Genomic DNA, 21,012 nt, shown 5'->3' on the forward strand with positions numbered 1-21,012 from the left:
TTCCCTTGGAAAACAGCTCATCCATGCCCAGCGCGCATATAATATTGACGACAGCCATAGTGTTTACACTGCTGACGTCGGTCGTCCTGATCTTCTGGTTTCGCAAGACAGTGCTGACCGGGGAGCAGCCGACAAGCTTGATGGCTTTTATCGCCATTTTGTTCACCTCGGGTCTGGATGTGGGCCTGATCCTGTTTCCTTTGACCGAATTTCCGGTTTATGAAGCGGAGGCGGTTTACGGATTTACCAATCCTCTCGCGATTGAGTTTGGATTTTGGGGCTTTCTGGTCTGGGGGTTCTATTTTCTAACGACATTCTATTTTTGCGTTGTGGAGCCCCGGCTAAGACTGTTCGAAATCGGCTGGGTCAAGTTCATCAACAATCTGGTGATCATCGCGACCTGCGCCTTTACCGGCTTTCTGTTTTTCAGTTACCTTCCTGACTATATCCCCGATATCCCATCGGTTGCGCGCTATGCTCTGGTGGCTGTTGTCGTGCTTGCTGCGGTTCTGTCCAGCACCGATATCCGCTGGGTTGTCTGGCTGAGTCTGGGGTCATTCATGCTGTTCCTCGTCCTGATTGCGGTGATGTTGCTGCATAGCGATATGGGCATTGTCGAATTTGTACAAAGCGGTCAGTATCTTGGCGGCTATTTCCGCCATTTGCATAGATTTGTCAGTCCGTTGACTGACTATCATGCCTTCTATCTTTTCTGGTGGTTTGCGTGGAGCATCATGATTGGCCAGTTTGTTGCACGATTTGTTGGCGGCTTGCGGCCCTGGCAGTTGCTAACGGCTTTGCTCGTCCTTCCATCTATTCCGATCGCTCTGTGGTTCTCAATCCTGTTCTACATCCATAGCGAGCAGATCCTGTTGTCTGGTCTCTTGCGATCCGCAATGGTTGTGGTCGGGATTGTCTTTGTGATCAATTCGCTGGACTCTCTGACCCGCCTTTATTCCGAAAATCTCAATCTGACGGTCGAGCGGCTTGGGCGCTGGACTTATGTCGCGTTGCACTGGGGTCTGCTCTTCGGATTGATCCTGCTATACCAGTTCACACCACTGAAAATCGAATGGATCGGTATGGTGGTCATTCTGCTCTACGCCTGTATATACGCGCTGATTTTTCAGCGTCGGCGTCAGCTCGCCGCGACACAGTTTTAGAGGGTTTGAAGACCATGCCGATCGTTTCCGAAGCCGACTGGGACTATATCATCGTCGGAGCTGGCTCTGCCGGTTGCGTCCTTGCCAACCGGTTGACGGAAAACGGATCAAACCGCGTATTGCTTCTTGAGGCGGGCGGCAGCGACAAGAATATTCTGATCCAGATGCCAACCGCCTTGTCTTATCCGATGGCATCAGAAACCTATAATTGGGGATATCTATCCGACGCGGAACCGGCCCTGGATGGTCGCCAGATCACCTGTCCGCGCGGCAAAGCATTGGGCGGTACATCGTCGATCAATGGCATGGTTTATGTGCGCGGTCATAGCTGTGATTTTGAGGAGTGGGAAGCAGCCGGAGCGAAGGGATGGAATTATGCCAATTGCTTGCCCTATTTCAAACGATCAGAAAGCTGGCAATTTGGCGCGGACGATTATCGTGGCGGAGACGGTCCGCTGGGTGTCGGAGGTGGCAACAACATGACCGGCAATCCGCTGTATCAGGCCTTTATCGATGCCGGTGTGGAGGCAGGATATCCATCGACCGACGACTATAACGGTTTTCGGCAGGAAGGATTTGGTCCGATGCACATGACCGTGCGCGGCGGTATCAGGGAATCCACCGGGCGGGCCTATCTTGATCCGATAAAGTCACGAGCGAACCTGACCGTCTGGAAAGATGCGCTTGTTGACCGGATAGTGTTGGAAGGCAAGCAAGCGGTTGGCGTGGTTCTGACCCATACCGGCATCAGAAAAACAATATCGGCGAAAAGGGAAATCATTCTGTCGGCAGGCTCGATCGCATCGCCAGCCATTTTGCAGCGATCCGGTATCGGAGCTCCAGAAATTCTGTCCAAAGCGGGTGTTGAAACCTTGCACGAATTGCCTGGCGTCGGGGAGAATTTGCAGGACCATCTTGAGATTTACTTTCAGTTCCGATGCAAAAAACCGGTCAGTTTGAACAGCAAATTGGGATTGTTCAGCAAATTGCTGATCGGCATGCGCTGGTTTTTCTTCAAATCCGGTCTTGGCGCGACCAACCATTTTGAATCCTGCGCATTCATCCGATCAGATGCAGGCGTTAAATCGCCCGATATCCAGTATCATTTTCTCCCCGCAGCAATGCGCTATGATGGCACGCCATCCGTCAAAGGTCATGGTTTTCAGGTACATGTAGGCCCCAATAAGCCGAAAAGTCGGGGGCACGTGCAGATTCAATCTGCCGATCCGGCCGCGGCGCCGCGTATAAAATTCAACTATATGCAGCATCCCGATGACGTTGCGAAATGGCGGCAATGCATCAGGTTAACCCGCGAGATTATCGCGCAGCCGGCGATGGATGCATATCGCGGCGAGGAGCTGCAACCGGGCCTTGATGTCGCGACGGACGGGCAGATTGATGAATGGGTCAAGGATAATGTGGAAAGCGCCTATCATCCTTGTGGTACCTGCAAGATGGGACCGCAAAGCGATGCCATGGCGGTGGTTGATCCAGAATGCCAGGTGATCGGGCTTGATGGATTGCGGGTCGTTGACGCCTCTGTCTTTCCCACCGTGACCAACGGAAATATCAACGCCCCGACCATCATGGTGGCCGAGCGCGCGTCCGATATGATTTTGGGCCAGCCGCTATTGCCCGGATCATCGGCCCCGAGCTGGATCGATGAAAAATGGCAGATGCGGCAACGCGAAGGAGAGCCTGTCCGGGCTGTGAACTGAGAGTTGGTTGATTGATCCAGCGGCTTTATCGCGTCCATCGCCGCCAGCTAACAGTTATAATATTGAAACTTCATGACAATCCGCTAATCATCCGGCGATGAGCAGCAATCCCATCAAACGCAGCAGTGCCGCCAGTCAGACGGGGCATAAGTTCCGCTATTTTGACTTCGTGATGGCGGCCTTTGTCACCATACTGCTGCTGTCTAACGTCATCGGGGCAGCCAAGCAGACATTTATCACCATCAGCGGCGAGCAATGGGTTTATGGAGCCGGTATTTTATTCTTTCCTCTCGGCTATGTAATTGGCGATATCCTCACCGAGGTGTACGGCTACGCTCGGGCGCGGCGGGTGATCTGGGCCGGTTTTGCCGCAATGCTGTTCATGGCGTTTATGAGCTGGGTTGTCGTATCTCTGCCGCCAGCCGATGGCTGGGAAGGGCAGGCGGCCTATGAAAGCGTTTTCGGTCAGGTGCCGCGGATTGTTGCGGCCTCGATTATTGCATTTTGGGCCGGGGAATTTGTTAACAGCTATGTGATGGCACGGATGAAAGTCTGGACGCAGGGGAAGATGCTGTGGTCACGGACAATTGGCTCCACCGTAGTAGGGCAGGGGGTCGATAGCCTGATTTTCTATCCACTGGCCTTTTGGGGTGTGTGGGAAACATCGGCCGTGTTGACGGTGATGGTCACCAACTGGCTGTTGAAAGTCCTGTGGGAAGCGGTTTTGACACCGGTAACCTATGTCGTTGTCGGCTGGCTGAAACGGCGCGAAGGCGTCGACATCTATGACGAGGCGACTAACTTCACACCGTTCAGCACCAAGACCTGATCACCGGTCCGTCAATCGAGCAGGCTTTTCTTCTTAGCCCAGCGAGCAAAGAGCAGAAAGCCGAGGGCGAGAACCGGAATGGATATCGGCATGAACCAGCCAGCCTTGCTGATATATTCCAGATAGCCATCAAGAATAAAATAGCTGCTAAACTGGACCAGCACAGCGATAAGCGACAACAGGAACAACCGGACGGCAATCGCTCTGCGTAGCAACAGCATGACCGAGCCCATGAAGCCGCCGATGACCGCGACCGCGAAAGCGGCACTGGCCCAATAGGGGCGGTTTGCATATAACTGCTGCTCCGCTTCGCTGAGCTGTGCAAAATCCTCAGCGCTCATCAAAACCTCTGCGGCATAGGCGGCGACACCCAGTCCATTCCATAGCAGTGCGAATATCCCGATGGCCCAGAACCATGCCGGTATTTTTCCATTTTCAATCATAGGCTTCACTCCTCCCAAAGAGCCGGAACCACCATAGCAAAAACGGTGAAAAAGTAACTGAATTTTTGTCGTCTGCTGCATCGATCTGGTCTCGCAATTATTCGTTCGCGGTCTTTTTGTTTTGGCGATAGGCTGGTCGCATGACCGAGCCTAACAAACCGATCATCATGACTGCCATGATGGGCAAACAGGATCTTGCCTGGGCGGATGCCTTACGCCGGAAACATTATCCGTCCGAGCGCAATGTCCTTCCCGCGCATATTACCCTGTTTCATCATCTGCCGCCGCAAGCGCTGAGTGAGATCAAGCGGGCTGTCAAAGACATGACGCAACATAATCCTCCGCCGATTACCTCCCTGCAACGGTTAATCCATCTCGGCAGCGGAGTCGCATATCAGCTCCATTCCCCGGACTTGCTTGCGATGCGTATGGAATTGGCCGACCGGTTCCATGGTCTTTTGGTAGCGCAGGATCAACAGGTGCCGCGGCTGCACATCACTGTTCAGAACAAAGTGTCAGCGAAGGAAGCAAAAGCGTTGCAGACGGTCCTGACGCTGGATTTCGAACCCCGACCATTTGAGATCAAGGGACTGGCGCTGCATCATTATATGGACGGGCCTTGGCAGGATATCGGTGCCTGGCCGTTTCGCGGCTAGATCTGCTCGACTTCCTTGATCGGTATATCGGTGTCTGCCAGTTGCGTAGGGTCCAGACTGAGGCCGCTTTCAACAACCTTGCGGCCCTGGACATAATCTTTGGTGGCGTTGACACAATCCAGCGCGATGACCTTCCCATCCTTCAGATAGATGACCGAAAAAGACCGGTTCGTAGGATCTCCGCGCACGATATATTCGTCATGACCGGTCGATAGTCCGACGGTTTGCAGCTTAAGATCATATTGATTGGACCAGAACCACGGCACGGAATCATATTCGCAATCCTCGCCAATAATATCGAGCGCAGCGACCTTGGCCTGATCATTGGCATTTTGCACGGATTCAAGGCGGATATGCGCGCCGGCGGCAAAACGGTTAGCATGCGCCGCGCAATCGCCAATGGCATAGACTCCATTCAGGCTGGTACGGCAATGCTGATCAACGTCGACACCATTGCCAGCGGCTGCGCCAGCGGCGACCAGAGGGCCGGTTTCCGGGATGATGCCGATACCGACGATGACCATATCGGTTGACAGCACGCGCCCGTCGGACAGCTTTACGCCAGTTGCCATGCCTTCGTCATTGGTTTCGAACCCTTCGACCGTCGCGCCCAGTTCGACAGTTACGCCGTGCGCGCGATGCTCTGCTTCATAGAAGCGCGACAATGTTTCTCCGGCAACCCGCGACAACACCCGATCGAGCGATTCCAGCACCGTGACTTTCTTGCCAAGCTTGTTGAGGACCGCTGCTGCCTCCAGGCCGATATAACCGCCTCCGACAACGACGACCGTTTCGGTCGTGGGCAAGGCGGCCATGATCTTGTCGACATCCGCGCGCGAGCGCACGCCATGAATATTACGCGCCTGGCTTCCTGGACAATCCAGCATTCGCGGGGTTCCGCCCGTAGCCCAGATCAGCTTGTGATAGCCAATTTCATCATCGGTGCTCAGCGTGACGGTCTTGTCCATCGGGTCCACTTTCGAAACCCGGCACCCGGTAAGCAGATCGATGTTACGCTCGCCCCAGAAGCTCTCGGGGCGCAGCATGATTCGTTCAAACGCCTTATCGCCTGCCAGATATTCCTTGGACAGTGGTGGGCGCTCATAGGGTGGATATTTCTCATTGCCCATCAGTCCGATAGAGCCTTCAAACTTCTGCTGGCGCAACGCTATGGCGGCCTGCGCACCGGCATGGCCCGCGCCAACGATCAAGATGTCGTAGGATTTGTTCATTTCCGGCCCCTTTGCGCCGCCCAGCGGCAAGGGGACCACTGTTAGCGCGGATGGCCGCGTCCTTGCAAGCACAAGAAAATGATCGGCAACTTGTTGACCGATAAGGATGCGGTGACTATAGCGCCGCGGTCCAAGGATTTTTGGAGCGACTCCCGGTCGCGATCAAATCCTGTTGGCGGAGTAGCTCAGGTGGTTAGAGCAGTGGAATCATAATCCATGTGTCGGGGGTTCGAGTCCCTCCTCCGCTACCAGATAAACCTCAGGAAATTAGCGCTTATCTGGCTTGGTGCATCGTTAAGGCCAGTTTTGCGGCATCGTTTCCAACCGCCTGAAAATGGTCGCGTGCCTATTCTGCCAGCCGGTCAGCAGGATCAATCGTCCGTGCCGGCGGTCAGCTCTTTCTCAATGCGATGCAACATGGCGGCGCTTTGCATTGATGCAGAGACGTCCGCAGGAGAATTATAAAGCGAACTCAGCAATACCAGATCCATTTCGCTAGCCGAAACGGGCATGGTTCCATCTGGTCCGGGGGAATCAAACAAGGACAGGATGGAATATTGCGGGGCCTGTTGGGTTTGACTGTTTCTGGTGTCGATATAGGATCGCATTGCGGCATAATCCGCGATCTGGACAGTGGTCAGGTCGACCAGCGCGTCCTTTTCGAGCAACAGGAATGAATGCGTCATTGCCTGTTGGGTTGTTCGTTTTATCTTTGATTTGACGTTTGATATCATTGAGGCGACTTCGGTCTTCCAGAATTCGTCCACCGGCAGAATATCCGTTTCATCCGAATTTTGCAGAGACCCGGATTCGGCAGAGCCTGTCTGTATCCGTTTCCATGCATAGGCAGGGCCACCGTTTCTGGCGATCCGGTCTCGCTCATGAGGCGACATGCCGCCAAATAGCCGGGATTTTTTCTTGCGCAGCATCTTTATGGCTTCATCACCATCGGCCACGACCATCACGAATATATTCGGGGTGCAACCCTCTCCGGCAACCTTCATGTCAGCCGCCAATGCTACACCACGCATGCGTTTTTCGACCTGTTTCTTGTTGGCGTCCGATAAGCCAACGACCTTTGGGCAGATCGGGTTGGAGAAACGCGCATATTGGCCGTCATGTCGACCGCCCTTTGGCGTTGCAATCGTCGTTCGGACAAAATCTGCAATGGCATCTTTGGTTGTTATTTTTCCGGTAACGACAATGTCCTGATCTGATGATCGTGGTTCAGTGAATGTCGCGCTTGAAGGAGATGAAAAGAGGGTCAGTCCCGAAACTGTCAAACCGAAGGCAACCAGAATTTTCTGCTTCATTTCCATTACATGCTCCTTATTTGTGGCGAAGCTTGCACAGTATCGACCCGGTGTAAAGCAGGTGAGCCAATCGTTCCGGCAGTCACACGCGGATATCAACTGGTCTTTGATGTCACCCGAGCCAGGGTCTTCAAGCGTCAGGTCCAAAAGTTTGCCAAGAAAAAGATACGGTTTTTCAACATAATATTGTTCTAAAGGGACACTGCTGTGCTGAGGCGCACATCAAATATTGCAAATTGCCTGTAATGACGCCAATCACTGACGGCGTTCACCGGATCTGGGGGTAACAAAAGACCGTGAATCTCAAGACCATATTTTTGTTTTCTCCGATCGCATTGCTGTCACCGATAATCTTTCCGGATGGCGCCATTGCACAGAAATTGAAGCGCACGGCTCCGCTTTCCGGACAGATAACGGCAACCAAGGGCGGCGAGCAAGCAACCTTGCGTCCGCGCGATAACTGGCAGCGGGCAGTGGTTCGTCAAGATCTGAAGGCAGGAGATGTCCTGCGCACCAAAGCGGCCGGAACACTGGCTATCGTTTTTGCCGACGGCACACAGGTGCGCCTGGGCAGAAACTCGGTCATGGTCGTGCGGCGGGTGAACAAGAACGGGCCATCCACGCTGTCGCTTCAGCGCGGGCGGGCCTGGGGGCGAAGCCCGCGCAAGCGGTCCAATCTTTCGATTGAAACCCCGTCTGCAACGGCGGCGATCAGGGGCACGGAATGGGCGATTAGCGCAGATGCGGATTCCAGCCAGCTGCAGGTGTTTTCAGGTATAGTCGAACTGTCGAACGAGGCAGGATCGCTAACCGTTGAGGCGGGGCAGGCGGCAAGCGTCCGGCTTGGTCAGGCGCCAACGCGAACGGTATTGGCCAATCCGACCGGGCGCGAGCAAATGCTCTATTTCGTCAATCTGGCTGATGGGCTAGATATGCTTGGCAATAGCAGCGAGACATTTGTCGCAGCGCGCCGGGCAGTGGATGATGGGGATTGGGAAACGGCTTCTCGCCTGTTTGACGCGCTCGTCCGGTCGGATGATCGTTCGGATCAAGCCGCAGGAATCTATGGCGGCTATGTTGCGGCAGTGCAGCTCGGTGAAGAGCCACCACCGCCGCTATTGGAGAATACGGCCGAGAGCTATCTAACGCTGAGCTTGATTGCGGCCTATGACGGCGACTTGCGCGCTTCGCAGAAAATCGCGGAACAAGGCCTGGAGGCGTTTCCGGACAATGTGTTGCTGTTCAAGGCAAAGGCAGATGTGGAAGCCATGCTCGGTGATGCTGACGCCGCCATCGCGACCATCGCAGCGGCCCGTGCCGCCTATCCGGACGACGTGGCGCTCACGATCAGTGAAGCCGATCTGATGCGCGATTATCGGGGCAGCCCGAAGGCGGCGAGGGACATTCTTCAGCCGATCCTTGATACTGAACCGGAAAATATCATGGCCCAGAAATCACAGGCGAAAAACTGGATGGCCATTGGCGCGATGAAGGAGGCCAGTGAGCTTGTCGAAGAGGCGTTGGCGGCCCGACCTTATGATGCGGAATTGGTGAGCATGCGGGCGGAGATATTGCTGGAGCAGAACAAATTGTCTGCCGCAAAGACAGAGATCGACAAGGCTCTGGAAATGGATCAGGGCAATGCGCTGGCGGGCAACGCGCTGGCGCAATATTGGCGGCGCAAGGATCGACTGGATCAGGCCTTGTCGGCATCGCTGGCCGCCTCCGCGCATAATCCGGACTATGGCAAGGGTTTTCTGGGCCTCGCACAGGTGCATTATGAAATGGGCGATACAGACCTGGCCGAGCAGCAATTTGATGCTGCCGACCGGTTGGATCCGTTTAATCCGGCTATTCCTTTGGCCCGTACCGGCGTCGCCTTGCAAGAATTCGCGGCCGATGATGCGATCCGGAATGCCAGAGAAGCCCTGACCCGATATCGCGCGCGCGGCGGGGAATATGTCAATCTGTCAGAAAATCGTGAAACCGGGAGCCTCGTTTCGCAGGCCTTTCGCTTTCTCGATCTGGAGGGATGGGGTCGCTATTATGCCGACCGGGTATTCGACAGCTTCACACCATCAAGCTATTTCGATCAGGCGATCAACCAGACGCCGGGCCCTTTCCTGATCCGCAATGCCGATGGCAGCTATAACGCCCAGCAGGCGGAAAATAGTGGCGAGGGTGAAAGCTTTGAAGCGTTGTCGAGCTTCCTGCAAGGGGTGGCGCTAGACCCCTTGAGCGTTGCGAGTTCGCAGCGACGCTTGCGGTTCGACAATGGCAATTTCATCGAACCCTTTTTCGGTGCCTCTATCCTCGACGAAAATCTGCGCAATGAAAAGACGCTTAGTGGTGGACTGGATGGCATTTTTGATGCGCCGCTGCCCACGGCTATCTGGCTACGCGGCAACTATACCGATATTTCCGACAATCGCCGACGCCCCGACATCAGCCCATTCTCGCGGCGGCGCGGTGGGGATAACTGGTTTTTTGGCGGTTATGTCGGACTGGAACTAACGCCGTCAGACAGTCTGGTTTTGAATGGCGAGTTGCAGCGCAATACGGACTTGTCCGAAACCAATGTGCTGGGTCTTTTGGACAATAGTTTCGCGCTGGAAGAAGACCGTGAGGTAGAAAGAAACTTTCTGTTCGGACTTTATAGTCACGAATTTGGCTATCGCGATCAGCTCACGATCGGGGCCGGTTTTGGCCGGTCGCAGCTAAATCTGGTCTCGATCGATACGACCAGCACGCTGCCCTTTGCCGACCAGTTGGCGCAAAGCCGCGGGACGTTCACCTATTTCAGCGCCAACTATGCCAAGGGCCTTGGTCCTGTGGATCTGCGGATCGGCGGGGAGTGGAGCGATGTACGCACCCGTGAACTGCGTTCCGCCTTTGATTTCGCACAAGATAATTTTGCGCCGGGTGTCGTGCCAACCCGTTTCGATCTGCGCACGACGGAGGCACGGGCCTATGTCGATTTGCGCTACCATCCGATCGAGCCGCTCGTGCTTCAGGGGCAGTTGGAGGCAACCGCCCGCACCATCGCTGGGGATACGCGCTATCCTTTCAACTTTCGTTTCGGTGCCTCCTACGAGCTCGTCGAGGGTCACTGGCTGCGCGCCGCCTTCCTACGCCAGAGCCGCGGACTGTTTGATTTCAGCTTCCGGCCCGCCGCTGTGGTCGGTTTACAGGCCAATTCCGTCCCCAGCTTTCGCCAAAGCCGCAATGACAGCGTGATTGTGCGCTGGGATGCGGAATGGTCTGACAATCTGTTCACGACCGTTGAATATCAGGATCAGCAACTGGAGGCAGTGCAATATGCTGTTCCCGATCTGCCGGTGGACATTACCGGCTTTCCGGTTTCGGTGAAACGGATCAGCGCGGAAGCCAATCTGTGGCTGGGCGGCAATATCGGCCTGCGGGCTTCCTATGCCTATACGGACAGCGCGATTGAGGGCAGCTTCGTTTCCGGCGACAATGTCAACCAGGCGATTGGGCCGACTTTCGGTTGCGCGACCGCAGACCTGAACTTCACCTTCGGTTGCACCTATGAATTGGGTGACAAGCTGCCCTTTGTTCCTGGTCATTTTGCAAGGGCCTCGCTGGTCTGGAGCCTGCCAGCGCCGCTCCGACTGAAAGCGACATTATCGGGCAGCTATATTGGCGGACAGGACGATGACTTAGGCCTGTCTGTTGAAGATGTCGCGCTGGTTGATGCCCGGCTGGAGTGGGAACCACTGGACCAGCGGTTCGCGGTCAATCTTTCGCTGCTCAACCTGCTCGACAAGCGTTATGACTCCGCCACTGATGTTGCTGCACCGCGATTGACCGTGGTCGCGGGCGTCGAGGTTCGGTTCTGATATGGCCGAGCCCCGGATCACCGCTATGCTTTCACCCCGCCACAGGTTTTCCGGGGTGTTGTTGGTTGCCGTGGTTGCGCTGCTGATGGCCTTGCTGAGCCTGTCCACCTTCATGCGCGATCTTGACGGGCGCAGTTTCGATTATTTGTCGACAGCTGCGCCGACGCTGCCCGAACAACCGGGGATCACGCTAATCGCGATTGATGAACCGAGCATGGATGCCATCGGGCAGCAATGGCCGTGGCGGCGTTCGCAACATGCCGAACTGATCGGTCAGCTCCGTAAAGCCGGGACCAAGGCGATCGCTTTCGATGTGCTTTTTGCCGAGCCATCGGACGAGGCAGAGGACCAGGCGCTGGTCGCCGCGATGGGGCCGGATATTGTTCTCGCCGCTGATGAAAGCCTGATCGAGCGTCCTTATGGCAGCACGTTGGTGCGCACCGAACCGATGGCAGAGCTGATCGCAGGCGGTGCCCGCTCCGGTATTGCAAGCCTGTCGATGGATGGCGACGGCGTCCTGCGCAACATGCCAATATACAGGGACGGCTTCATGACGACGCTGTTCGAACTGGCTGACGGGACACCCGCACCGCAAAGCGAAACGGTCCGCCGGATCCAGCATTTTGGTGCCGCGGGCAGCTATCCCACAATTTCCTATTATCAGGCGCTGGACCCCGAGGCCTATCTGCCACCGAACTATCTCAAGGACCAGATTGTGGTGATCGGTTTTGCCTTGCAGACCAATGCGGATGTTGCGACAGGCGGGATCGACGCTTTCGAAACCGCCTATACATTACGATCGCGTCAGCTCACCCCGGGCATAGAGGTGCAGGCCACGATTTTTGACAATCTCCGCACCGGGCTGTCGATCAGCATATCGCCACCTTGGCTATCGTTTGTGGTGATCGCTCTTGCTAGCGCGCTCGCGCTGCTGGTGTCTCGTCCGAAGGCGCCGGGCCGAAAGGCATTACTGCTAGCCCTGGCTTTATTGGCGATCATCGGCGGATCATGGCTGGTGCTGCAATTCGGGCGTTTCTGGATTGGACCGGTGGCTCCGTCTGCTGCATTGGTGCTTAGTGTGGTCGCCATTGCCACGCGCGACTTTGCCGGCGAACAAAGACGCGGACGCGAAGTCCAGAATGCCTTTGGCCAATATCTCGCCCCCGAATTGGTGCAGAAAATCGCCGATGATCCTGAATTGCTCAATCTCGGTGGGGTCAATCGCGAGCTGACCATATTATTTTCCGACATTCGTGGCTTCACCTCCATTGCGGAAGCGATGAAGGATGATCCGCAAGGGTTGACGCGAATGATCAATGCGATCCTTACGCCGCTGTCGAACATCATTCTCAGCCATGGCGGCACGATTGACAAATATATGGGCGATTGCGTCATGGCCTTCTGGAATGCGCCGCTGGACGATCCCGATCATGCCCTGCACGCGCTGGAAGCAGCGCAAGAGATGCTCGCGGAAATGGACAATATCAATCAGGCAATTCAGACGATGTTGCCTGAGGGCGCCAATGTGCCGGTGATCCGCATGGGCATTGGCATCAACACGGGAACATGCGTGGTCGGCAATATGGGGTCGGACCGCCGGTTCGACTATTCGGTGCTCGGCGATGCTGTAAACCTAGCCTCACGCCTTGAGGGACAATGTGAAGAACAGCGTGTCGACATATTGATCGGACAAACCACGGTCAGCGCTGCGCCGTCATTCACCTTCAGAAAAGTGGCGGATATCCAGGTCAAAGGCCGATCCGCGACAGAACCGACCTATAGCTTTTGAACAATGTATCAGATCGGGACAGCCAATTGCGCTTTTCCAAGAAACCCTTGGGTTTTTACTACTTTCCATGTTAACCCCTTGTTAGGGTTCGCAATATTTTTTGGCCGATAGGCCTACCAGTGACGAGAAGTCAGTGGGAAAAGTGGGGGAAGTTATGAAAAAATATCTATTGGCTGCGGCGGCAGCTGCATGTCTGTCAGTGCCAAGTGTGGCCAGCGCGGCAATCATTACCGAGACGCTTGGAATCACGGGCAGCGATTATCAGCTCTCGTTCGGTGATCCATCGGCCAGTCCGGTTGATCCAACATCCATCATATTTTCGGTGACCTTCGACAACAGCGCGGATATTTCCGGAACAACCACGGGTTTGAATATCCTTTCAGCGACCCTGCCTTATGCGGCTCAATTCGCATATAGCAGCGGCTCGGACACTTTGACTCTCGCCACAAATGCCAATCCTAACTCTTGCGGAAATCCTGCAGAATCTTTCTGCATTTTTATCAATAGTTTTTCCACGGCACCTAATGCGAGTTTTGTGCAGCAATCAACCGCAAGCGGCGGATATTGGCGGGCAAACACGGTAGCAACCTCTGCTGTTCCCGAGCCAGCCACATGGGCGTTCATGATCCTCGGCTTTGGTGCCATGGGCGGCACGCTGAGATCAAATGGGCGACGCCAGCGTAAAGCCAATGTGAAGGTCAGCTACGCTTAAATAGAAATGACAAGATTATCCCAAAGACCTGCCGGAGCGATCTGGCGGGGCTTTTTGTTTGTCCGACTGCATTTGCTTTGGGCGCAATCAGGGTCAATGGATTCGGGTATTTCCAAGACTGATCGAACGCAATTCTTCAGAAATACACTTTAACGATTGGGGCCGGTTCTTGAACGCTAGTCTGAATCAACCCGCGATATCAGCGACAACCAAACAGGTCCGCTATTTGCCAGGCCAGTCATTCCTGAACTCTGACGCGATCTGCCGGATCTAATGGCAAGAACGAACTGGCCAGCGCCATCCACCAACTAGGTTACGGGAATTGGCAATGCCCAACCGGTATCGCATTCAGAAAATGCATTGCAATCGTATCAATGATTTCTAAGCTGAAGAAATGAAGTTTTCTCGCGGCTATCTGATTTTGGTTTTAGTGCTTGGACTCATTGCTTTAGGGATATTCGGAAACGCCCACGATCGGGCCGCCAATCCTTCTGTTGAATATTCTGTCGAAGAAGGCAGTAAACTACAACTGGATATCATTGCGCAAGTTGGCCCATGGCCCGTTGCATCACGGCTGATCGGTTATCGCGGAAAATTATGGTTCGCCAATTCGGTCAAAGGCCGCAACCACAATTCGTCCGACATCTGGAGCTTTAATCCAGAAACGGGAGAAACCAGATATGAACGTCATCTCTACAGCCAGGATGCGGGTCATCCATTGGTCTATAAAGGATTGCTTTATTGGCCGTTCGAGGATGCCCTGCAGTCTGCTGGCAAAGGCGTTGTCGAAGTTACCGATGGCGAGGATTGGCAACCTCTAACCATCTCTAATCCGCCCATCTATCACACCAGCCAGTTGCTAGAATGGAACGATGGCTTGCTCGCAATTACAGGGACACGCAACGCAGGCATGCAATTGTCAATGGACGCTGGGCGAGGATGGAAAGAACATTATATCCACCCGACGCCATCGACCCATGTCAGCCGGATCAAGGAGATGCTGGTATTTAGAGGTGAGACTTATGCGTCACTGAAGGATACGAAGACGAAACGGCTCGTCAGATGGACAGGCTCTGGCTTCCAAACTGTCGATGGCTGGCCGCTCAACCGCTATTTCAATGGCATGACAATTCACAGGGATGAACTTTTTGGAATAGTAGGGCGCGGGCGGAAGCGCGAGATCTGGCGATTTGACGGTTCAAAAGCCGTTCGCGTTGACTTTAGGGGCCCTTTTGTCGACCTGACCAGCGACGGTAAGCAGCTATGGGTTGTTGCCAATGATGGACGCCTGTGGTCGAGCCTCAATGGCAATGATTGGGAGCGCCACAGTGACCTGAAAAAAGGACGACCTGTGTCTATTCAAGCGATCGCGGGCGGAATCTACGCCGCTGGCGCTGGAGAAGACGGCCGCGGCATTATTTGGGGTAGGCGCGATCATGTCATTCCCGTTGGTGAGGAACCTCCCAAGCTGGTCTCGCAACATTTGGCTCAAAAGATTTCGATGGATTGGCAGGCTGTCGGTCAGAAAATTGATGACCTATTGGCTGATCCAGAAACATATTCTCGCTCGAGAATAGGAGAAGTTCGCGAATTGACAGACCGCGCATCGGTAAACGGAGCTCCTTTTGGTTTTTTCGCGCAGCGTTTGAAAGTGGACATACCACCAGCAAAGATTCTGGCATTCGGCGGAAATATGGAGCTTGACGCAAGAGACATTGCGCACGCGACCCTGTTGGCTGGCATGGAAAGAGCCGGTCATGCAAATGTACCGATCGCATATTTGACCGACCCTTGGAGCTCTCCGCCAAACAGCTACGAGAAATATTTTGAAATAGAACTCAGCGCAATGCGTGCCGTAGTCGCGTCGGGTCAGAATGATAGGGACACTATTGCCGCGCTTCTGAGCAGACTTGATTTTCCGGATGACCCTCTTTGGCTCAAGTCACAAGTGATTGGTACTCTGACCGCTGTAAGCGGGAAGCATTTCGGCTATGATATTGCTGCGTGGAAAAAATGGGCAAAATCGAAACAAAACTGAAGAGGGCGTAGTCAGCGCCTTAAACGCCGACTTTGGAGATGTTGCAGACATGGTGGCTAAGAGTTACCGCTGGCAATGGACAGCGGCTCTGCAACTGGAGAGTGCGCTGACAAACGGCAGAACTATGAGCGATGTTGCCCATCACATTCAATGTGAGAACCTCCTGAGCCGTATATGTGATTGCTGACGTCTGCTTTCGGGATTTAGCGGGAAGAACGCAAATGTCTGCAAACAAGCTGATTTGCTCAGAGATATGGATTCATTCTATGAAGAGTCGGGAAAACAAGACCGAGGAAGATAGTTATGTTCAGCCATATGACATTGGGAACTAATGATTGGATAAAAGCGGAGCCATTTTGGAAGGCTGTCGCATCAGCTCTTGAACTACCATTGCTTTTTGATCGACCCGGCGGCGTAGCTTATGGAGAGATGACCGGTCCTAAAATATTTATTGGCCCAACGTTCGACGGACAACCAGCCTCAAATGGGAATGGCACCCATGTTGCTTTTCTCGCGAAGGATAGAGCCATGGTGGATGCGTTCCACGCCGCAGCATTAAAACATGGCGGTTTGAATGAAGGTGAGCCGGGGCTAAGGCCTCAATACCACCCTAATTATTACGGCGCATATGTTCGTGACCCAGATGGCAACAAGTTACAAGCTGTATGCCATTCGGTTAATGGATAAGCTTGGCATTTTCGATTGATGTCTAACGTCTGCTTTCAGGATGCGCTGCCCCCATTCATTCTGGGCTTTATATTCTCCTCTTTCCTACAATGTACCAGATAGGTTATATCTGTGTGTTTCTCTGATAAAGGAACACAGCTATGACACAGCAACCTGCTCACGACAGTTTCACCGATATCCCTGCTGCTGAGGAGCTGGCGCGGCCCCGGGCGCGCCATGATGGTTGGTCGCCGGACCGGCAGGTGGTGTTTCTTGAAGCCTTGGCGAGGACCGGCAATGTCCGGGCGGCAGCGCGCTATGCGGGATTGTCTCGGGAGAGTGCCTATAAGCTGCGTAGGCGGCCGGATGCACGGGCCTTTGCCCGGGCGTGGGATGCGGCGATCATCCATGCCCGGGATATCTTTCAGGACGATCTGATGGACAAGGGGCTTAATGGCTGGAGCGAAGCGGTCTGGCACCAGGGCGAAGAAGTGGGAACAAGGGAACGCTGGAGCGCGCCTCTGTTTCTGGCAGCGCTTGCCCGGCTCGACAAGATGGCCGACCGGATTGATCTGGCAGGCAAGCCGGCACAGGTGGCGGCCGAGAGATTTGATGATCTGCTGGACGGCATCGGCAAGGGCGAGGATTGTGCAGCGCTGGTCGACGAGATTGATGCATCGGGTGAGACAGTAGGTGCAAGCAGCGGCGCGCTGTCCAACGCGCAGATCATGAAGGCCCTGGAGCTGCAGCATGGGCGTGAGAAAATACAGGCGATGGCGCCGGAGGATACTAATGTATCGGACCTGGATGTTACAGACTGCGAGGAGTGGGACGATCTCGACTGGGAGCGGGCTGATCGCAGCGGATTACTGGAGCGCAGCGGCTTTTATGAGCAGGAGGAGAGCGAAGCGGGGGAGAAAGAGGCAGCGCAGGAGGGGTGAGAATGATGTGAACTTTGGGAGCGCATTCTCCACCGTCATTCCAGCGAAGGCTGGGATCCCCAAGAGACAAGCACTCCCCTTTGAGGAGATCCCAGCTTTCGCTGGGATGACGGAACGGGCGGGGAGGAGGGAGTGTCTAACTGATCAAAGCTCGTATCCATAGCGATCTGCCATTTCTACCAGCTCGGGATATTCTGGATAGGCCTTGATTGCATCGCTAACGTCTTCAAGCGGCTGTTCAACAACGGCACGTCGAGAATTCGAATTCTCCGAACGGCTTTTCTGGATATAGGTGAGGTCTCGACCAAGCCAACTCGAAATATTCTCGATGTTCTCCGACAGCTTTTCAATCTGAAAGCGTTTGTCTGTAATGGCCTCGCATCTTCGGTTCCATTCAATATACCACCGTAAACTGCTCCGAAGAGGGTCGTCGCTAAACTCAAAATGTTTTTTTGCAAACGTATAAAATGGCATGCGCTGGTTTTTGATTTTGTCGTCAAACCATCCGAGATTATAGGTCGAGAGTATAACTTTATGAGGGTGCCTTATCTGATGAATGGCTATGATTTCGGGGTCGGGCAGATAGGGTATTGCGAGCCAAGACGAATCCCCTTTGCAATGGATACCGCGATCCGGATTTCTAAGCTTCGGACCATCAGGAGTGAAATAGGCTTCATGGGAACATTCATAGCCAGAAGCCTTGAAAAGATCGGCTACGTAAGTGCTTCCTGAACGACCGGTGCCGATGATTGCAAACTCTGGTTTCTTGGCCAGCACTACATTTGCCACTTTGTACAAGGACAACGCGATCGGCAAAACGGGGGCTGGCAAGGATTCGCGAACAGCTCTGAGATTCAGGCCCATAAATTACACCATTCAAATTTTGTTTGTTCTGGATTGGGTTCGCAAGATTGTTGACTATGACAGAATGCATATTGCAGCTTTATCAATCGGCCTAACAACCTCGGACAAAACTGTAAATCAGATTTTCCCCAAGGGGATCAGCGCGGCAAAGCCGCTATTGTCCATGGTCGAGCGATGCATTTTGAAACCGCTGATAGATGAACCAGCCAGCCCATAGTGCGGCGTAGAGCGAGAGGCTGGCGAAAATGGCGGGTTTGGGATTGCTGATCGTGCTGATCGAACCGGCATAGGCGGCGATGCCGATATAGGGGATGGTGCCCAGTGCATAGAAAGCCAGATAGCGGATCAGCGGCATGCGCGTTACGCCGGCCATGCAGGCCGTAATCTCGGGAGCCATCGGAACGGCGCGGGCCAGCATGATCATCGCCGGACCACTACGTGTGAAGGCAGTGGCCATTTCGGCGCGCTCGGTTTCGCTTTTGACGAGAAGGCCGATAGCGCCAGCGCCATATTTCCGGCTTATCCCGTATCCGGCAAGCATCGCCAGCGTCAGTCCGGTAAAGGCCGCCGCTGCACCCAGCGGGAAGCCCAGAAAAAAGCCCGCCAGCAAGATAGTGGCAAGGGTTGGAACCGACAGGATAATATCCAGTAGTAACAGGAGGACAATCAAGCCGAAAATATAGACCGGATCGACCTGCTGCGCTGCCGCCAACCCATTGCGGACCTTTTCGATAGTCAACAGGTCAAAGCCGCGCCCAATCAGAAATATCACCACAAACAGCAATGTCAGGGCGGCCATGATCTTGAGCATTGGTTTCATCAGAGGAGCGTGATCATTGAGTGAATTTATTGCCTATGCAAACAGCAAATCGGCGGCTTCATTAGCTACGCGCTGCCAGGATTTGCTTGTTGCGCGCCTCGACTGCACGAAACCCTTTGAAGACGCCGAGCTCTGGATCGGTCTTTCCGCTCTTGCCGATATTAAACAGCTGCTCATAAAACCAGTAGATCGTGGCAAAACCATCCACCGCCTTGACCATCTGGAAGCGTTTGAGAAAGCCGAGCCAGTCGGGGATGAGCTGCAGTGTATTTTCGTAGCGGGGCAGCTCGTCGAGCCCTGCAAGCAGTTGTTTCGGTGCATCGGTCACAACGCACATCGGACGCCCCAGACCGATGAGATCTGCGGCTCCGTCGGACAAGGCCTGCTCCATCGCGGCGCGCGTACGAAAGCCGCCGGTGACCATCAGAGGAACCTCGACAGATGCCTGCATAGCTTTGGCAAAATCGACAAAATAGGCTTCACGCGCCTGGGTCGAGGGCGCAACATTCTGCTCCTCTTTTTCCTCCAGCCCGTCTGCGCCCATCAGCGCAGGTTGTTCGTAGGTGCCACCGGATATCTCGATGAGATCAACGCTTGCAGCCTCCAACCATTGTACGACTTGCAAGCTATCCTCAAACGCAAATCCGCCCTTCTGAAAATCGGCGCTGTTGAGTTTGACCGAGATCGGGAAATCGGGGCCGACCGCCGCACGAACCTTCGCGACTGCCGACAGAAGAAAGCGTGCGCGGTTTTCCAAGCTGCCGCCATATTCGTCCGTGCGCTGATTGGCGCGCGGGCTGAGGAAGCTGCTCAGCAAATAGCCATGGGCGCTGTGGATTTGCGCGCCGGTAAAGCCAGCATCCTTGCAGGTCTTGGCAGCCAGTGCGAAACGATCAACAAGATCCTCAATCTCCGGAATCGTCAGCGCAACAGGCTCGCCAAACTGGCCACCGGGCAGGCCAAGCTTCACCGCCGACGGCGCTTTCGGATGCTTGTTGACGTTGCTTTGCGTCTGCCGACCGGCATGGCTAATCTGTGCCCAGAAATGATTGCCTCCGCGTGTCGCAATTGCGGCCCAGCTTTTAAGCGCCGCCATCATCGCTTCATCTGCTGGTTTATCGATTACGACATTGCCGGGGCGCTCCAGATGGTCACGGTCAATCTGGATATTCCCGCTCAGCAACATGCCCGCACCACCATCAGACCATATCCCGTAAAGCCGTTCCAGTTCCGGCGTAGGCACACCATCGGGTGTCGCCATTCCTTCGGTCATAGCACCTTTGCCTATGCGGTTGGGGAGGATGGCGCCACAGGGCAGAGTGAGTGGATCGGCGAGTGTTTTGGTCATGTATTTGCCCCGAAATTTCCATTGCGATTGGAAACTGATTCTGTCGGATGGCGCAATTTTTAGCAAGTCCTATGTCATGTTAACGACATTTTAAGGCTGAAATCCGCCGATTTGGCTTTTGAAAAAAAGCGGTTATAGTGCTATAGGCGTTAGATCGGGGACTAACATCCGACAACGCCTATGGAGAGTGCGTTGAAGGGGAAAAGATATGGTTGCGACAGCATCTCGTAAATCGGTTACAAAACATCGTGATAATCACGATTTAATGTCCACGCAGTCTGTGAGATGGGACAAGAAGATGAGCAACAACTGTGCGTCGGCCTTGCTTGTTTATACGATGATGCAGATATTCTTTGTCCTTAGTTTTATCGAAACCAAGGGCATGTCAATCGCTCCCTATTTTGGTCTGGTATTGCTTGTGGCGATCATCATTCCATTTTGTCGCAAATATGAAAAACGCTGGGAAAATTTTGCTGGTAATGGCCTGAGCTCGCAAAGCGTTGCGGCCCGCTTTCGCAAGGACCAAATCACGCTCTGGATTTTGGCTCTCGGACTTCCCTTTGTATTCATCGCCATCATCAAGGCCATTGGCGCTATATTCTAAATTAACCGGATTGTTC

General features: G+C 54.2%; 17 protein-coding genes and 1 tRNA gene. 12 read left to right on the forward strand and 6 right to left on the reverse strand.

The annotated features are described in order from the left end of the window. Nucleotides 1–23: 23 nt before the first annotated feature. From DG177_RS17150 to DG177_RS17160, 3 genes are all read left to right on the forward strand, one after another. Entirely contained in the window at nt 24–1,163 is a 1,140-nt protein-coding gene (locus DG177_RS17150; RefSeq protein WP_108812603.1) for a BCCT family transporter, read from the forward strand. Nucleotides 1,164–1,177: 14 nt separating this feature from the next. After that, nucleotides 1,178–2,881: a choline dehydrogenase gene (betA, locus tag DG177_RS17155; RefSeq protein ID WP_108812604.1), complete on the forward strand. Its 1,704-nt coding sequence runs from the start codon at nt 1,178–1,180 to the stop codon at nt 2,879–2,881. A 97-nt stretch (nt 2,882–2,978) separates the two neighbouring features. Then, nucleotides 2,979–3,710: a queuosine precursor transporter gene (locus DG177_RS17160; RefSeq protein ID WP_108812605.1), complete on the forward strand. Its 732-nt coding sequence runs from the start codon at nt 2,979–2,981 to the stop codon at nt 3,708–3,710. 11 nt (nt 3,711–3,721) lie between these two features. On the opposite strand, the gene DG177_RS17165 is transcribed toward DG177_RS17160, so the two are convergent. Beyond that, a complete protein-coding gene (locus DG177_RS17165; RefSeq protein WP_108812606.1) occupies nt 3,722–4,153 on the reverse strand; it encodes a hypothetical protein in 432 nt (143 codons plus the stop codon). 140 nt (nt 4,154–4,293) lie between these two features. Between DG177_RS17165 and DG177_RS17170 the strand changes: the two genes are divergently transcribed. Next, complete coding sequence (locus tag DG177_RS17170; protein WP_108812607.1) at nt 4,294–4,809, forward strand: 2'-5' RNA ligase family protein; 516 nt, start codon at nt 4,294–4,296, stop codon at nt 4,807–4,809. Here DG177_RS17170 and DG177_RS17175 read toward each other — a convergent pair. Next, nucleotides 4,806–6,041 (reverse strand): FAD-dependent oxidoreductase, encoded by a 1,236-nt coding sequence (locus tag DG177_RS17175; RefSeq protein WP_108812608.1) that lies wholly within the window; start codon nt 6,039–6,041, stop codon nt 4,806–4,808. The genes DG177_RS17170 and DG177_RS17175 overlap by 4 nt on opposite strands. 174 nt (nt 6,042–6,215) lie before the next feature. Here DG177_RS17175 and DG177_RS17180 point away from each other — a divergent pair. Continuing rightward, nucleotides 6,216–6,292: transfer RNA gene (locus DG177_RS17180), tRNA-Met, on the forward strand. Between the two features lie 120 nt (nt 6,293–6,412). On the opposite strand, the gene DG177_RS17185 is transcribed toward DG177_RS17180, so the two are convergent. After that, nucleotides 6,413–7,360, reverse strand: coding sequence for a hypothetical protein (locus tag DG177_RS17185; protein ID WP_108812609.1), 948 nt, complete (start codon nt 7,358–7,360; stop codon nt 6,413–6,415). 311 nt (nt 7,361–7,671) lie between these two features. Here DG177_RS17185 and DG177_RS17190 point away from each other — a divergent pair, with 311 nt between their 5' ends. The 6 genes from DG177_RS17190 (at nt 7,672) to DG177_RS17215 (ending at nt 17,360) form a co-directional block, all read left to right on the forward strand. After that, nucleotides 7,672–11,214, forward strand: coding sequence for a FecR domain-containing protein (locus tag DG177_RS17190; protein ID WP_337658995.1), 3,543 nt, complete (start codon nt 7,672–7,674; stop codon nt 11,212–11,214). Nucleotides 11,215–11,239: 25 nt separating this feature from the next. Next, a complete protein-coding gene (locus DG177_RS17195) occupies nt 11,240–13,003 on the forward strand; it encodes a CHASE2 domain-containing protein (RefSeq protein WP_337658996.1) in 1,764 nt (587 codons plus the stop codon). 154 nt (nt 13,004–13,157) lie between these two features. Then, the gene (locus tag DG177_RS17200; protein ID WP_108812612.1) at nt 13,158–13,715 is read left to right on the forward strand and encodes a PEPxxWA-CTERM sorting domain-containing protein; all 558 of its coding nucleotides are present in this window, start codon (nt 13,158–13,160) and stop codon (nt 13,713–13,715) included. 394 nt (nt 13,716–14,109) lie between these two features. After that, entirely contained in the window at nt 14,110–15,753 is a 1,644-nt protein-coding gene (locus DG177_RS17205) for a hypothetical protein (RefSeq protein ID WP_108812613.1), read from the forward strand. Nucleotides 15,754–16,056: 303 nt separating this feature from the next. Next, nucleotides 16,057–16,440: a VOC family protein gene (locus tag DG177_RS17210; RefSeq protein WP_108812614.1), complete on the forward strand. Its 384-nt coding sequence runs from the start codon at nt 16,057–16,059 to the stop codon at nt 16,438–16,440. A gap of 140 nt (nt 16,441–16,580) precedes the next feature. Then, nucleotides 16,581–17,360, forward strand: a complete 780-nt coding sequence (locus tag DG177_RS17215; RefSeq protein WP_108812615.1) for a hypothetical protein — start codon at nt 16,581–16,583, stop codon at nt 17,358–17,360. Between the two features lie 144 nt (nt 17,361–17,504). Here the strand turns inward: DG177_RS17215 and DG177_RS17220 are convergent, their stop codons facing one another. The 3 genes from DG177_RS17220 to DG177_RS17230 form a co-directional block, all read right to left on the reverse strand. Further along, a complete protein-coding gene (locus DG177_RS17220; protein ID WP_108812616.1) occupies nt 17,505–18,224 on the reverse strand; it encodes a hypothetical protein in 720 nt (239 codons plus the stop codon). Nucleotides 18,225–18,378: 154 nt separating this feature from the next. After that, complete coding sequence (locus DG177_RS17225) at nt 18,379–19,044, reverse strand: TVP38/TMEM64 family protein (RefSeq protein ID WP_337658997.1); 666 nt, start codon at nt 19,042–19,044, stop codon at nt 18,379–18,381. 61 nt (nt 19,045–19,105) lie between these two features. Continuing rightward, a complete protein-coding gene (locus DG177_RS17230) occupies nt 19,106–20,392 on the reverse strand; it encodes an oxidoreductase (protein WP_108812617.1) in 1,287 nt (428 codons plus the stop codon). Nucleotides 20,393–20,600: 208 nt separating this feature from the next. Between DG177_RS17230 and DG177_RS17235 the strand changes: the two genes are divergently transcribed. After that, entirely contained in the window at nt 20,601–20,996 is a 396-nt protein-coding gene (locus tag DG177_RS17235) for a hypothetical protein (RefSeq protein WP_337658998.1), read from the forward strand. Nucleotides 20,997–21,012 lie beyond the last annotated feature (16 nt).

Source organism: Sphingorhabdus sp. Alg231-15 (assembly GCF_900149705.1).
Classification (GTDB): Bacteria; Pseudomonadota; Alphaproteobacteria; order Sphingomonadales; family Sphingomonadaceae; genus Parasphingorhabdus.